Origin of the sequence: Gordonia sp. SMJS1, assembly GCF_029866425.1 — a bacterium.
Lineage (GTDB): Bacteria > Actinomycetota > Actinomycetes > Mycobacteriales > Mycobacteriaceae > Gordonia > Gordonia hongkongensis.
This window is the reverse complement of sequence record NZ_CP123381.1, coordinates 5,055,922-5,070,396: the sequence shown is the minus strand read 5'-3', so window position 1 is coordinate 5,070,396 and position 14,475 is coordinate 5,055,922. Positions and strand designations below refer to the sequence as shown.

At 67.3% G+C, this 14,475-nt stretch carries 15 protein-coding genes; 5 read left to right on the top strand and 10 right to left on the bottom strand.

Translation table 11 applies throughout. From position 1 onward, the window contains the following. Position 1: 1 nt before the first annotated feature. The 6 genes from QAD21_RS22925 to QAD21_RS22900 all read right to left on the bottom strand — a co-directional run bounded on the left by QAD21_RS22925 (position 2) and on the right by QAD21_RS22900 (position 4,911). On the bottom strand, positions 2–862 hold the full coding sequence (locus QAD21_RS22925; protein ID WP_280361849.1) for an LLM class F420-dependent oxidoreductase: 861 nt from the start codon (positions 860–862) through the stop codon (positions 2–4). A 127-nt stretch (positions 863–989) separates the two neighbouring features. Then, the gene (locus QAD21_RS22920; RefSeq protein WP_280360287.1) at positions 990–1,178 is read right to left on the bottom strand and encodes a hypothetical protein; all 189 of its coding nucleotides are present in this window, start codon (positions 1,176–1,178) and stop codon (positions 990–992) included. 242 nt (positions 1,179–1,420) lie between these two features. Continuing rightward, positions 1,421–2,815, bottom strand: coding sequence for an aromatic ring-hydroxylating dioxygenase subunit alpha (locus QAD21_RS22915; protein ID WP_277242438.1), 1,395 nt, complete (start codon positions 2,813–2,815; stop codon positions 1,421–1,423). Continuing rightward, positions 2,812–3,117, bottom strand: a complete 306-nt coding sequence (locus QAD21_RS22910; protein WP_058252858.1) for a hypothetical protein — start codon at positions 3,115–3,117, stop codon at positions 2,812–2,814. Before QAD21_RS22910 ends, QAD21_RS22915 begins: the two co-directional genes overlap by 4 nt. Before the next feature lie 110 nt (positions 3,118–3,227). Further along, positions 3,228–3,974 (bottom strand): ThuA domain-containing protein, encoded by a 747-nt coding sequence (locus tag QAD21_RS22905; RefSeq protein ID WP_280360286.1) that lies wholly within the window; start codon positions 3,972–3,974, stop codon positions 3,228–3,230. 67 nt (positions 3,975–4,041) lie between these two features. Continuing rightward, positions 4,042–4,911, bottom strand: coding sequence for a TetR/AcrR family transcriptional regulator (locus QAD21_RS22900; RefSeq protein ID WP_083229472.1), 870 nt, complete (start codon positions 4,909–4,911; stop codon positions 4,042–4,044). A gap of 90 nt (positions 4,912–5,001) precedes the next feature. Here QAD21_RS22900 and QAD21_RS22895 point away from each other — a divergent pair, with 90 nt between their 5' ends. From QAD21_RS22895 to QAD21_RS22875, 5 genes are all read left to right on the top strand, one after another. Further along, on the top strand, positions 5,002–5,709 hold the full coding sequence (locus QAD21_RS22895) for a TetR/AcrR family transcriptional regulator (protein WP_223259032.1): 708 nt from the start codon (positions 5,002–5,004) through the stop codon (positions 5,707–5,709). A 104-nt stretch (positions 5,710–5,813) separates the two neighbouring features. Beyond that, positions 5,814–6,521, top strand: coding sequence for a histidine phosphatase family protein (locus QAD21_RS22890; RefSeq protein ID WP_280360285.1), 708 nt, complete (start codon positions 5,814–5,816; stop codon positions 6,519–6,521). A 62-nt stretch (positions 6,522–6,583) separates the two neighbouring features. Next, on the top strand, positions 6,584–7,345 hold the full coding sequence (locus QAD21_RS22885; protein ID WP_058252853.1) for an SDR family oxidoreductase: 762 nt from the start codon (positions 6,584–6,586) through the stop codon (positions 7,343–7,345). A gap of 1 nt (position 7,346) precedes the next feature. Then, on the top strand, positions 7,347–8,747 hold the full coding sequence (gene lpdA, locus QAD21_RS22880; protein WP_280360284.1) for a dihydrolipoyl dehydrogenase: 1,401 nt from the start codon (positions 7,347–7,349) through the stop codon (positions 8,745–8,747). Positions 8,748–8,763: 16 nt separating this feature from the next. Further along, complete coding sequence (locus QAD21_RS22875) at positions 8,764–9,534, top strand: ThuA domain-containing protein (protein WP_280360283.1); 771 nt, start codon at positions 8,764–8,766, stop codon at positions 9,532–9,534. A gap of 250 nt (positions 9,535–9,784) precedes the next feature. Here the strand turns inward: QAD21_RS22875 and QAD21_RS22870 are convergent, their stop codons facing one another. Genes QAD21_RS22870 through QAD21_RS22855 form a run of 4 tightly spaced genes read right to left on the bottom strand, consistent with a single transcriptional unit; the run spans position 9,785 to position 14,380 of the window. Further along, positions 9,785–10,531, bottom strand: coding sequence for an SDR family NAD(P)-dependent oxidoreductase (locus QAD21_RS22870; RefSeq protein WP_280360282.1), 747 nt, complete (start codon positions 10,529–10,531; stop codon positions 9,785–9,787). Then, a complete protein-coding gene (locus QAD21_RS22865; protein ID WP_058252831.1) occupies positions 10,528–11,631 on the bottom strand; it encodes a zinc-binding dehydrogenase in 1,104 nt (367 codons plus the stop codon). Before QAD21_RS22865 ends, QAD21_RS22870 begins: the two co-directional genes overlap by 4 nt. Next, positions 11,628–12,626: a TIGR03619 family F420-dependent LLM class oxidoreductase gene (locus QAD21_RS22860; protein ID WP_280360281.1), complete on the bottom strand. Its 999-nt coding sequence runs from the start codon at positions 12,624–12,626 to the stop codon at positions 11,628–11,630. The genes QAD21_RS22865 and QAD21_RS22860 overlap by 4 nt, the downstream gene beginning before the upstream one ends. Then, positions 12,626–14,380 (bottom strand): PEP-utilizing enzyme, encoded by a 1,755-nt coding sequence (locus QAD21_RS22855; protein ID WP_159371676.1) that lies wholly within the window; start codon positions 14,378–14,380, stop codon positions 12,626–12,628. The genes QAD21_RS22860 and QAD21_RS22855 overlap by 1 nt, the downstream gene beginning before the upstream one ends. Positions 14,381–14,475 lie beyond the last annotated feature (95 nt).

Sequence of the window (14,475 nt, the reverse complement as noted above, 5' to 3'; positions counted from 1 at the left end):
CTCAGACCGCCCAGCGGTCCGCCAGCTCGTCCAACCATCCCGGCACCGCATCGGAATCCGCGGGCGGTGACTCCACCAGCACCAGTTCGTCGACGCCGAGAGCGTCGAGACCGGCGCGGTCAGCGGGAACCGGATTCCGCAGCGCGACCGCGATATCGAGATCGGAACGGTCGCGTCCGCTCTCCTGGCAGAACCGGTCGATCGTGCGGATCCGATCAGCCACCGCGTCGACGTCGTCGAGGTTGAATCCGTACCAGCCATCACCCCAGCCGACGACCCGGCGCAACGCCTGATCACTGTTGCCGCCCACGACGAACGGAATCCGGCCCGCCGCCGGTTTCGGATTGACCCGAATGCTTTCGAAGGCAACGAATTCCGAGTGATGTGTGACGATCTCGTCCCGCCAGAGCGCGCACATCGCCTCGACGTAGGCATCGGTCCGGGCACCTCGTCGAGCGAACGGTACCCCCAGTGCTTCGAATTCCTCACGGGACCAACCGATCCCCACGCCAAGGGTCAGTCGTCCCCCGCTGAGAAGGTCGAGCGACGCGGCCTGTTTGGCCATGATGACCGGGTTGTGTTCGGGGAGCAGCAGCACCCCGGTGGCAAGCCGGATCGTGGTGGTGGCCGCGGCGGCGAAGGAGAGGGCGATCGTCGGGTCGAGCCAGTCCGCTTCGGCGGGAACCGCGATCTTCTTGTCGGGGGTGTACGGGTACGGCGACGCCGGGTCGTCGACCATCACGACATGCTCGCCGCACCACAGTGTGCGGAAACCGCGAGCCTCGGCTTCGCGGGCCACGGCGTCGATGATGTCGCGGCGTGCCCCGGTCCCGATGCCCAGCGCGTGTAGTCCCAGTCGCATCATGACTCCGAATCCGTGGGTCGGGTACTGCTCGGCATCGTATGCCTCAGCAGAACAGAGTGAGGGATACGTAACGGTTTCCGACACGAATCCCGCATTTTGCGCTGCGTGGCCTACGTACTGGATCTCAACTCAGCAACAGCCACCCGAATCGCAGGCAGAGCGCGGTGACACCGAGGACCGCCGTCGCGATCAGCCACCGCCGGGCGAGCCGTTCGGCGCGCACATGGTCGTCACCGGGCCGCAGGTAGACGTACGCCGCCGTCATCGCGCACCCGGCCGCCGCGGCCCCGACGACGAGCACGAGCGTCATCATCAACACACCCACCATCATGCCGATCAGCAGGGAGTGGTTTCGACAAGCTCAACCAGCGGGGGGAGCTCAATAAGCGGGGGGAGCTCAACCAGCGAGGGGCGGCTCAACCAACGGGGGGCAGCTCGACCAGTGGGGGCAGCTCAACCAGCGGGGGTGCACAGTCGACGGGTACAGAACGAAGTCGGCGCTGCGGCTTCATCCGAAGTCGCAGCGCCGAGTCGAGATCATCGACGACGGGGGGATCAGTCGACTTCCTCGCCCACCCACTTCGCGAGCAGGTGGTGCATGTGGCGGATCTTGAGTTCCTGGTACGCCGCCATCGGCAGGTACTTCTGGGTGGTGGTCTTCAGGCCGCGGTGCACCTTCGGCATGTTGTACGCGTCCTGGTCGAACACGCGGGCCGAGCTGCCGAGGACCGTGGCGTCGATCCAGGTCTGTTCGGGCGTCAGCCACTGCACCTTCGCGGCCGGCGGACGCGGCCCGGTGAACGGCGCCAGCAGGTAGACGTCCATGATCGACGTGTTGTGGTCGTCGCCGTTGGGCCGGAACCGGTAGACGATGCGCTGGTAGGCGCCCCACGGATGGAAGTTCGGGAACACCGTGTAGTAGATGCTGTCGAGTGACTCGGCGTCGGACATGTTGTCCGCCTTGACATCACCGATGACGTCGCGGAGCCCCTCGCGGGCGAGCAGACCGGACATCTCGCGCGCGGTGACACCGTCGGGCAGGGTGACCATCGGGTCCTCGTCGATGCGCGCATCCACCATCGAGTCGAACATCTCCTGCTCGCTCGGGGTGAACTTGATGTGCGGGCTGGGCACGCCGTTGGCGGTGATCCCGCGGTTGAAGTTGCCCCACGAGTCGTACTGGCTGTTCGAATCCCCGGTTCCCACAACACGTTGCGGGTGGGTGGTGATGACGTGGAAGGCCTCCGAGAACGCCTCCTGGGCGATCTTCCAGTTCGCGTCGATGACCTTCGCTACGTGCGCCTGGATGTAGCGATCCTCCAGGGGCCAGGCCTCGAAGTGCTTGCCCAGGTCGCCGAGGAAGCTGGCAAGCGACTCCGACTGCGGGTCCATGTTGATGAAGACGAATCCACCCCAGGTGTCCACCTTGACCTGCGGAAGGTTCATCGCGTCCTTGTCGACGTGGGGGAAATCCCATTCGCACGTCATGGATTTCAGCGATCCGTCCAGGTTCCAGCAGAAGCCGTGGAACGGGCAGCGCAGGTCGTTGCCCGCGGGACCGCTCTCCTCGCGGAGCATCCGGCCGCGGTGCAGGCACGAGTTGTAGAAGGCGCGGATCGACATGTCCTTGCCGCGCACGACGAGGATCGACTTGTCGCAGATCTCGTAGACGTGCGTGTCGCCGGGCTCGGGGATCTCCTCTTCACGACACGCCATCTGCCAGACCTTGTACCACATACGATCTCGCTCGAGCTCGTGATACTTGCGGCTGATGTACCGCGACACCGGGATGAAGTTCTGATCCTCGTAGAGGTCGTGGGTCTCCTCCCGCAGGACCTGCGGGACCGGGTGGGTGTCGGTGTCGAGCAGTCGCTGGTAGCTGGCGACGTAGTCGGCCTGCTCGTCGTCGGATGCCGACGATCCGGGGGTGCGTGTGTCGATCTCGGTCACAATTTGCCTCCTTCGGCCAGGCGATTGCTGCGGGCTTCGTCGGCGAGTCGGTCCGCCTGCATCTTCTCCAGGAGCTTGGCAGCGCCCATGAAGCGACGGTTCTGGGTGATGGGGACGGGCTCGCGCGGACCGAGACCGACCCAGCGGGCCATCTCCGGGTCAACGGATTTCACTTCACCGTGCAGGTACCGGCCTTCGGGGTCGAAGGTGCCGGTCTTGCCGTCCTTGGTGGTCACGAGGACGTTGAAGTCCTCGTCGAATTCGTAGATGGCTCGACTCATCGGATGCTGGATCTGACGCATCGGGTTCTCCTCGGTGGGGCTGGCGCGCCTCTTACTTGGCAGCGTATTCACTAACTGTAGCACCGAGAGTGAGCGGCAACACATCGAACTGTATTCGCTGTAAAAAAAGTTCAGATGGAACGGGCTGCCCACCGCAGTGAGTTGGCGATCAGGGACCGATAGTCCGGGTGGGCGAGGGTGGCCGCGGTGTCGCCGGGCTGGAGGTAGACCAGGCGGGATGCACCGTTGGTGCGACACCAGCCGACCAGCGACGATCCTTCGGCGTGCTGCCACCCCTCCCGTTCATCCCGCCGCCCGGACATGGCCAGTGCGGTGGAGAAGTGCACGTCGTCGGTCATCGGTGCGTTCGTCCGCAGCAACGGCGTCACGGAGTCCTCGAACACCTCGCAGAGATAGGTCTCGTCGACGAGGTCGAGATGTGCCGGCAGGTCCGCGGTCACCGGGTGGGTGCTGTCCTCGATGGTGATCCGCTGCTCCACCGCATGCCGATAGCCGGAGTCGGGGCGCGGTGCCCCGCGCACGGTTCCGGGCTGGTACAGGTAGCGGCCGCCGACGAACTCCGACCACTCGTCCCAAGTGGCCCAGCTCGCGATCGCATGATGCAGGACGACGTATCCGTGCCCCGTCTCGCGGGCCGCGCGCAGACAGTCCAGCAACGACTCCGGCGGGTCGTACGGTTCGGGCAGGGTGCCCGGCATGTCGTAATGAAGGGACACGTCGTGGTCGGCGAGGTCGTCGGGCCCGATCGCGGCGTCGGGATGTTCGCGCCAGGTGACCTCACCGGGAAGGGCGTCGAGGAGATCGGCGAAGGCGGCTCGGTCGAAGGAGTGGCCGCCGGTGATCGCGAGGATGCGCATGTTCGAGTCCAACCTTCATCGGAGTAACTGTTTCGGAAATAAAGTTACTCGACGGGCTCGGCTCGGGTCAGCGGCCTTCGATCATCTTGGTGCAGACGTCGGTCGTCGCGGTGCGCAGACTGGGGACCGGGATGTCCGACAGCGGCCCACCCTCGATACGCAGGGGTTGGATGGCGATGGTCATCGCGATCATCGTCCGGACCCGGAGGGTGCGCGCCGCGTGCTGTGCGGTGGCCGCACGCCGGTTGGGCGGGTCCTCACCGGCCGGGAAGTAGTCGAACGCACGTCGGATGTGCCGTTCCTCGTACTCCTTCGTCAGCAGCCGGGTCCCGGGGGTCGCGCCGCCGGCCATCTGCAGGAACAGCATGCGGGCGGAATTGGGGTGCTCGGCGGTCCAGTCCCAGACCGCGGCGACGACGTCCTTGAACGAGTCCGCGCTCGCGGACACATCGTCCGGTCGAGCCGACTGCGCCGCGGCCGAACTCGCGTCCATCGCATAGCCGAGTGCGCTCTCGAAGAGCTCCTCTTTGCTGGCGAAGTGATAGTAGACCGCGGTCGGGACCATTCCCGCCTCGGTGGCGATCTCCTGGATGGAGGCCTCCGCGAACCCCTTTCGCGAGAACACCCGAACCGCGGCCTTCACGATGAGATGCCGCCGCGACGGACGGTGCGCGGTCGTGCCGTTGCCGGCGCCCGATCCGTTCTGGACCGGTGAGTCCGGCGGTGCGCCCTCGGCGCCGGCCTCGTGTTCCACCGGCGAGATGTCGGGTGCGGCGTCGGGATCGACGTCCTCCTGTGGGCCGGTGCCCGCCCCCGGATCCGCGGCCGCCAGTGCGATGTCGTCGGCAGCCGGGGTCGAATCCCAGCCGAGCCAGTCGGCGTCCGACTCCGACATGCCGTCGGCCGGCCGGGCGTTGTCTCGCCTCGATCTCGCCATACGTCCTCCTCGCCGTGCTCCCCGTCCCGATCCGCCGTGGCGCAGACCTCCCGGTTCCGTTCACGGCGTGCCATCAGGATGGCACAGCCCGTGGCAGCCCCCGATGCTGTCATGATCTATCGCATGGCGGGCAAGAATCCCTCAGGACGAAGCACTTCCGGCCGACGCAACGCCGGGCGCGCGTCGGCGAGCGCTCCGAGTGGCGGCAGCGGCGCGAAGCGGGCCGCGCACCGGCCGTCTCGACGCGACGTCGTCGTCGAGGCGGCGATGCACCTGTACTCCATGCGGTCGATCGAGGACGTCACCGTCGCAGACATCGCCGCCGAGGCGCAGATGACCTCGGCGGCAGTGTATTACCACTATCCCTCCAAGGAGGAGGTACTCCTCGGCGGACTGCGGATCTTCGCCGAGCAGATGCTCACCCAACTGCGCACGGAGATCGACGCCGATCCCGACGCCTCGCTCGGCGACGTGATCATCTCGGTTCTCGAGTGGACCGACGCCCACCGGGCGGCGTCGCTGGTCTACTTCGTGCGGTCGCCCGGATGGAGTCTGTCGATCGAGGCGCTGCGCCGGGAGGTGCGTCTGGAGATGCTCGCGATCTTCTCCGCCGAGTTGCGGGTGCGGGACCGCATCACGTCCAAGGCCAAGCAGGCCGCTGCGGCAACGGCACTGTCCAGCCTCCTCGAGGTGTCCGCGTCGTCGTGGCTCACCGAGGACGTCGTCCTCGCGAACCTGGGGCGCCGGCGCTTCTCCGACGAGGTGCGTGAGCTCGCCGCCGACATCGCCAGCGTGTGATGTGACACCCTCGAACCTATAGCTTCGACGTCTGATCGTTCACCTGAGCAGGCGGTTCGCGATAGTATCTTTATAGAGAACCTAGTTTGTGGTTCACTGGAGCCGTGCCCAACCAGACTCGTGCGCGCTCGATCGATCTCGACAACCCGTTCGCGCCGCTGGCCGGACTGTGCGAACTCGTGCTCATCCGCCACGGCGAGCAGGCGCTGAGCAAGGAGCTCAGCGCAGCCGAGACCGTCGATCCGCCTCTGTCCGACCTCGGGCAGCGACAGGTGCGCGCCGTGGCCGACCGGCTCGCTACCCGCAGCGTCTATGCCGTCTACAGTTCGCCGCTGCGCCGGGCCCTCGACACCGGCCGGGCCATCGCCGCCCATCACGGTCTGGAACCGATCGTCCGCGACACCCTGACCGAGTACGAGCCGTGGCAGTCCTTCCCTGCCGACGAATCGCCGTTCGAGACCCTTCCGCACGACGAGATATCCCGGATCTTCCGCGAACACATCAGGACCCGCAGCTACGAACCGTTCCCGTACGCGGAGGACCCGGTGGCCTTCCGTGCGCGAGTGCTCGGCGAGATCGGCCGGATCGTCGACGCGCACCTCGGCGAGCGCGTGGTGGTCACCTGCCACAGCGGGGTGATCAATGCCGTGCTCGCCGACGCGCTCGGAAGCGGTTTCGACATGCCGGTCCGCGTTCACCACACGTCGGTCAACGTGTTGCGCGGCGCGGACACCCGCCGTGCGGTGCAGTCCGTCAACGACTTCACACACGTGCTCGACTTCCAGACCGCCGTCGGGGCGATGAACCTCTAGTCCGACCCCGCCAGAACAACCAGCCCGAACCGCCAGAACGACCGAAAGAAGAAGGACCCGACATGGATCTCGACCTCACCGGAAAGCGCGCCCTCATCAGCGGCGCGAGCAAGGGCATCGGCCTCGCCATCGCCAAGACCCTCCTCGCCGAGGGAGCATCGGTGGGCATCTGCGCCCGCGGCGAAGCCCAACTCAAGACCGTCGCCGACGAGCTGTCCGAGTCCGGCACGGTGTTCTGGAAGTCCGTCGATGTCGGCGACTCCGCGGCTGTGACGTCCTTCGTCGACGACGCGGCCGAGTCGCTCGGCGGGATCGACATCGTCATCGTGAACGCATCGGCCATGACCGGCAAGGGGCGCGAGGCCTGGGAGAACAGCTTCAACGTCGATCTGATGAGCCTGGTCGGCTTCATCGAGGCGGCCACACCGCACCTGGAGAAGAGCTCGGCCGCGTCGGTCGTCACGATCAGTACGACATCGGCCATCGAGGCCGGCCCGATCACCACCGCCAACAGCTATGGCGCGCTCAAAGCCGCCGTGTTGCAACACTCCTCGGCGCAGGCACGTGTCCTGGGAGCCAAGGGGATTCGCGTCAACGCGGTGTCGCCCGGTCCGGTCTACTTCGAAGGCGGACCCTGGGACACCATCAAGGAGCAGCGCCCGCAACTCTATGACGCGGCGCTGTCGTCCGCCGCGCTGGGCAAGCTGGCCGCCGCCCAGGATGTCGCCAACGCGGTGACCTTCCTGGCGTCGCCCGCCGCCGGTCACATCACGGGCACCAACCTGGTCGTCGACGGCGGCTTCACCAACCGATTCGACTTCTGAGATGAGCGCGGACTCCACCGAGACCGCCGACGTCGTCGTCCTCGGCGGCGGTTCGGGCGGATACTCGTGTGCCCTGCGCGCCGCGCAGCTCGGCATGTCGGTCGTCCTGGTGGAGTCCGGCAAGCTCGGCGGTACCTGCCTGCACAACGGTTGTATCCCCACCAAGGCGCTGCTGCATGCCGCGGAGATCGTCGACTCCGTGCGCTCTGCGGCCGATTTCGGAATCAAGGCCTCGCTCGACGGTGTCGACATCACCGCGGTGCATGCGTACAAGCAGAAGGTCGTCGACGGTCTGTACCGCGGCCTCGAGGGACTGATCGCATCGCGGGCGATCCGCGTGGTGCGTGGTCACGGCCGCGTCGTCGGGGACCGAACGGTCGCAGTCGATCTCGCGGACGGGGGGACCTCGCGACACCGGGGTGAGGCCCTTGTCCTTGCCACCGGATCGCAGTCGCGGACCCTGCCGGGCATCGACATCGGCGGTCCGATCATGACCAGCGACCGTGCGCTGGAGCTGGATTCGATCCCGCGGTCGGCGATCGTCCTGGGCGGCGGTGTGATCGGTTGCGAGTTCGCCAGTCTGTGGGCGTCGCTCGGCGTCGAGGTCACCATCGTGGAGGCGGCACCACGACTGGTCCCGACTGAGGACGAGTGGTCGTCGAAGCAGTTGACCAGAGCGTTCCGCAAGCGCGGCATCACGATTCGAACCGGGGCCATGCTGTCCGCCGCGCGCGTGACCGATGCCGGGGTCACCGTCGATCTCGCCGGCGAGTCGGAACCGTTGCACGCCGACATCCTGCTGGCGGCGGTAGGGCGTGGTCCGCGGACGTCCGGTCTCGGGCTCGAGGAGGCGGGCATCCGACTCGACCACGGGTTCGTCGAGGTCGACGATGCGCTGCAGACCACTGTGGCGGGCGTTTACGCGGTCGGCGACATCGTGCCGGGACCGCAGCTCGCCCATCGCGGGTTCGCGAACGGGATCTTCGTGGCGGAGCAACTGGCCGGCCTCGATTGTGTGCCGGTCGCGGACAGTGGGATTCCCCGCGTCACCTACTCCCACCCCGAGGTTGCTTCGATCGGGCTGACCGAGGCCGAGGCCGTCGAACGGCACGGTGACGTCACCACCGCCATCTACGACCTGGGTGGCAACAGCAAGAGCCGCATCCTCCAGACGTCGGGTGGGGTGAAGATTGTCCGTGCCGGGTCCGACGGACCCGTCGTGGGAATCCATCTCGTCGGTGATCGGGTCGGTGAGCTCATCGGTGAGGCACAGCTGATCTACAACTGGGAAGCGACCGCCGACGACGTCGCGAACTTGGTGCACGCGCATCCGACCCAGGCCGAGGCGCTCGGCGAAGCCCACCTCGCGCTGGCGGGCAAACCCCTGCACGCACACGCCTGAGATCTCGAGGAGCGACATGTCCGGACCCGCCGGCCGCCTCGACGCGGTCGTCATCTGCGGTGGGCAATGGCACGACTTCGACTACGCGAGACTGCAGATCCTCACGTTGCTGGCCGATCACGAAGTGGTGCGAACGCGAGTCTTCGACGACTACGCGGGTGCGATCCCGGCCATCGACGACGCGGATCTGCTGATCACCTACACGTGCAACCGGATTCCGGACGAGGCTGCGCAGCGGTCGCTCACAGAGTTCCTCGCGCGCGGCGGTCGATGGCTGGCGTTGCACGCCACCAACTCCGCGATCGAGCCGACGCCACCGGGGTCGCCGAGCAAGTACGTCACCCCACGCACCATGGGCGTGCTGCCGCAGCTGGTAGGTAGCCAGTTCCTGGGTCATCCGCCGATTGCGCCGTACCGGGTCGAGATCACGGACCCCGACCATCCGCTTGTCGACGGTGTCGAGGCCTTCGACGCCGTCGACGAGCTCTACGTGAGCGAACTCTTCGAGCCGATCGAGGTTCTCGCGCACACCCGGTTTGTCGGCGAGTCAACGGGTTTCGCGGAGGGACACACGACCTCCGACGATCCGCTGCCGGTGCTCTATCTCAAGAGACATGACGCTGGAACCGTCTGCTACTTCACGCTCGGGCACTGCCGCGGCCGGTTCGACGTCCAGGATCTGGGAATCGACGACCTCGGACGTGTCGACCGCGGGAGCTGGGAGGTGCCGGAGTACCGGACCATCCTCGGCCGCTGCGTGGCGTGGGTGGTACGCGGGACGTTCTGAGGTTCAGAGCATTCCCCAGTGCCCCGTTTCGTGACCGGCAGACTTCAACTCGACTCCTAGACCTCGATCGAAGTCCATCGGTCGAGTTGAGGTCTGCCGGTCGCGGGCCCGACCTCCTGTGTTTCTATCGATTCAGCGAACAGAGGCCCCATGCGCCCTAACTAATCCGAGAGAACGCCACAACCCTTGCTCCCTGAGGTGCGAGGAGCGGTGGCAGACGGGCTGTCGCCAGGTTGCAGAGGGGCGTAACTCAGTAGGACGCGGTCCCACCGTCGACGCTGAGGATGGCACCGGTGATGACGAACGAGGCCAGCGGCGAGGCGAGGAACGCGATCACCTCGGCGACCTCGTCGGCCGTGCCCCAGCGTTGCAGGGGAACCATCCGACGCAGGGACTCGTAGCGTTCGGGGGTGTTGACCGCGATGCGTCGTGTCATTCCGGTCTCGATGGGGCCGGGGCAGACCGAGTTGACCCGGATGCCGTCGACGGCGAGGTCGAGGGCCAGTGACCGGGCGAGGTTGACCGCGCCGGCCTTCGCCGCGGCGTACGGCCAGCGGTTGGGTTCGCCGCCCAGGGCCGTCGCCGACGCCGTCACCACCACCGCACCGCCCCCGGATCGCCGGAAGGCGGGGATCGCCTCGCGCACACCGAGAACCACCGACCGGAGGTTGACGTCGAGGGATCGGTCGAAGACGTCGAGGTCCAGGGTTTCGATGGACCCGGAGGCGGGGACCCCGGCATTGAGGATCAACGCGTCGAGCCGGCCGAAGCGCTGTTCCGCCGTCTCGACCGCGTGCCGGTTGTCGTCGGCCGACGTCACATCCCCCACGAGCGGGACGACCCGCGGCCGGTCCGCGAGCTCGTCGAGAACCGCAGGCGAGTTGTCGACCGCGACAACCGAACTCCCGCGACCGACCAAGAGCTCGGTCACCGCCCGGCCGATGCCCGAGCCGGCACCGGTCACGATGGCGACGGTGCCGGACACGGTCTCGGTCATTCGGAGTCCATCTCGATGATCGCCCGGCCGACGATCTCGCCGCGGGCGAGGGCCTGGTAGGCCTCGTCGACCTCGTCGAGGCGGTAGCGGCGGGTGATCACACGTTCCGGCTCCACGATCCCGCCGGCGACCATGCGCAGCAGCGCCGGCATGTCACGTCGTGCCTTCGCGCCATAGGAACCGCGGATCTGCAGGCTGCGGCGCACGAGACGAGCCAGATCGAGCTCACCGGGCGTCCCGGCCGGCGCGATCCCGACGACCACGGCGCGGCCCCCGTCGTCGAGGATGTCCAGCGCGGTCGCGAAGGTGCTCGGGTGCCCGAGGGCCTCGAAGGCGACGTCGACGCCGTGGCCGTCGGTCAGTGCCCGTACCTCGGCGACGACGTCGGTGTCGCGCGAGTTCACGGTGTGGGTCGCACCGAGCTCGGCCACCGCCTTGAGCTTGTCGTCGTTGACGTCGATCGCGATGATCTGGGCGACTCCGGCCGCCGCCGCGAACTGGACGATCGACGATCCCACGCCGCCGGCCGCCACGACGGCGATGCGGTCGGCCAGCCGCAGCTCGGCGTTGGTCACGGCACCGAGCGCGGTGAACGAACTGCAGCCGAGGATGGAGACCTCACCCAGTCCGACCCCGTCGGGGACGACGAAGGCGTCCGACGCGGGGACGACGCAGTACTCGGCGAGTCCGCCCATCGAGTACATCGCCAGCGGGGTGCCGTCGGCGCGGGCCAGCCGGGTCTCGCCGTCGTAGAGCGTGCCCTTGAGCCGGTTGTGGGCGAAGAACTTCTCGCACAGGTCGTCCAGTCCGCGCGCGCAGTGGCGACACTCGCCGCACGGCATGATGAAGCTGCACACGACCCGATCGCCCACCGCGAGGGTGTCGACGCCGTCGCCGAGCTCCTCGACCACGCCGGAGACCTCGTGGCCGAGGACCGCGGGAGCGGGGAAGTTCACCTCGGACTTCAGTACGTGCAGGTCGGTGTGACAGACCCCGCACGCGGTGACCTTGAGCAGGATCTCGCCACGACGGGGCGTCGGCCGCGGGATCTCCTCGACGGCGAGTGTCGGTGTACTGCCCTCCCAGACAGCAGCTTTCATGATGCGTTCTCCTTCTGGGGCCGGGCGACGCCCGACGAGTCGGGCACCGCGGAGCTGTCGTCGCGCACGAGCTGGATCAGCGGCGCCAGCCGCTCGGGCATGGTGGCCCAGTCCTCCGGCGACCGGATGTCGTCGGAGAAATTGCATTCGATGATGAAGTGTTCCGCACCGACCGCCTTCGCGGTGGCGATATCGGCGGCCACACCGTCGATGCCCTGTCCGCCGGATCCCACCGGGTCGGTGGGGCGCTGGAGGTAGGACCGCAGGAACAGCCGGACCGGGGCCCGTCCGGCGGGACGCTGCGCGGCCATCCCGTCGAGCTGGGCTTGCAGGGCCTCGGCTGTGCCGCTGCTGGGATTCCAGATGTCGAACAGTGCCGCGGTGCGGGCGAGACCGCGTTCCGACCGCAGCCCGGACAGCAGCGGCGGATGTGGTGTCTGGACCGGTTTCGGCCGCACGGTGGAGGTCGGGATGGTGAAGAACTCCCCTTCGAACTCGACGGGATCCGGTCCCCAGCACGCCTGGATGGCGCGGACGAGTTCGTCCATCCGGCGCCCGCGCGTCCGGGGGTCGACGTCCATGAGTCGATGTTCTTCGTCGGACCAGCCGACGCCCAGCCCGGCGACGAGACGTCCGCCGGAGAGCACGTCGAGAGTGGCCAGACGCTGTGCGAGCTCGACCGGACGGTGGTACCCGGCGACCAGGATGCTGCTCCCGATCAGCGCCCGCCGGGTGCACGACGCGACGAATGCCATGAGCTCGGTGGCCCCGAGCACCGAACGGTAGGCGGGGTGCACCGCCGTGGTGTGCCGGCCACCGTAGACCGACGCGTTCTGCTCGGAGTAGAAGAGGTGTTCCTGCGCCCACAGTCCGGTGAATCCGAGTTCCTCGGCGGCCACCGCGAAGTCGCGGACGGCCGCGGCATCGACGTGCTCGCCGAGCTGGGGGAGGGCGAGCCCGATCGTCGTGCCGCGGGCGCCGTCAGTCATCGCCATCAGAGGATCGTCACCGACCCGGTGTTGCCGTCGACCTCGATCATCGCGCCGTCCGGGATGCGGGCCGTCGCGTCCTGAACCGATACGGCGCATGGGATTCCGAGCTCACGACACACGATGGACGAGTGGGTGATCGTCGCGCCGACATTCACGACGACACCGCCCGCGAAGACGAACAACGGCGTCCAGGCGGGATCGGTCTGCGGTGCGACGAGGATGTCGCCTTCCTCCAGCTGCTCGGCCTCGTACGGGTCGTGCAGGATTCGCGCACGTCCCCGGGCGACGCCCGGGGCGCCGCCGACTCCGGAGAGGACGTCACCGGGCACCGCGGGGTCCACCCGCTGCCCGGTGCGCCGGGGCCACTGCGAGAGGGGGAGCGGTTCGAACAGGAAGAACGGCGGTTGCAGATCGAACAGGGCGAGATACTGCTCGCGTCGCTCCTTGATGGTGTCCGCGAACGACTCGGGTTCGGCGACAAAGCGATCGAGCTCGTCGTCGACGAGCATCGTGATGTCGTGATGGTCGTCCATGATCCCGCGTCCGACCATCCGGTGTCCGAGTTCGTAGAGGGCGGCCCGCATCTCGCCCATGATCTTCACGCACGCGGTCTTCGTGCGCTCCCGCCACGGCATGAACTTGGTGATCGACTTCGCGGCGTTGCGGAACGCCGTGGCCGACTCCGCGTCGGGCATCTTGGCGGCGAGCTCCTCGGTGAGGGCGAGACGCTTGTCCTGATTGCGGCGCAGGATCGCTTCGGGATCGGCCTCCGGCGGGCTGTTGCGCATCCCGTTGATGGCCATCAGTGCCAGCACGGGTTTGGTCTCCCAGCTGTCCGATCGGATGTCCCATTCGTTCGGTGCGCGCGAGCCGTAGCGGTAGAGGAAGTCGTCGAACTCCTCTCGGAACCTCGCGGCGTCGGCGGAGTCACTCGCGGTGATCGCGTCGAGGGCGGAGGCGAGTCCGTCGTCGAAGATCCCGGTCAGTTCGGACGAACCGGCGACGAGGCGCCCGAGCTTCCACATCGCATACGACGGGGCGGCCGAGTCCACGCCGCCCAGTCCGCTGAGCAGATCGCCGAGGTTGTCTGCCTCGCCGATGGTTTCGAGGAGTTGACCGGCCACGGCCGGACCCATCGTCGACAGCGTCGTGGTGACCGGGTGATAGGCGTAGCAGTAGATGAGGTCGGGGAGCAGCGAGCGAGCGTGGCCGACGAGTTCGGCATCGCTCATCGCGGCGAGATCGGGACGCTGGTCGCGTGCCCGGTCGGCGCGCCGCTTGGCCTCCTCGGCTTCGGGGAACTCATCGGTCGTGAGAGCCCAGGCGGTCTTCTCGGCGAGACCAGCCGTCAGTTCGGCGTTCTCGTCGCCCGGCTTGGGTACGTACTCGGGGATGTCGGGATGGTCGCCCACCCACAGGCTGTTCCACACCGGCACGGTCAGCCCCGGGAGCCGGGCGCCGTTGAGCTCGGTCATCGAGAAGTTCGTGTAGTGGTAGCCGCCGAAGTTGCCGATGATCTCGGGCATCACCTCGTCGATCTCCTCGGCAAGGTGAGTGCCGAGGTTGTCGACGTAGCCCTGGCGCCAGCCGATGTTGAGGCCCTTGTTCCAGACCATCGTGACGTTCAGCGGACTCGACGGGTCGGGCAGCACTTCGCCGGCGTTGGCGCGTGTGTACACCGGGTATCGGCTGCTGAACTCCCAGTCGGTGATCCAGCGATCGATGTCGACCGCCCCCGCGGACTGCTCGTCACTCATGTGTTCCTCCTCATCGAGGTGACAGGCTGTATATCAAGTCACACTATAGAAACCTGCGACAGTTGGAAACATGTACAGAGATATTTCTCAGCAGT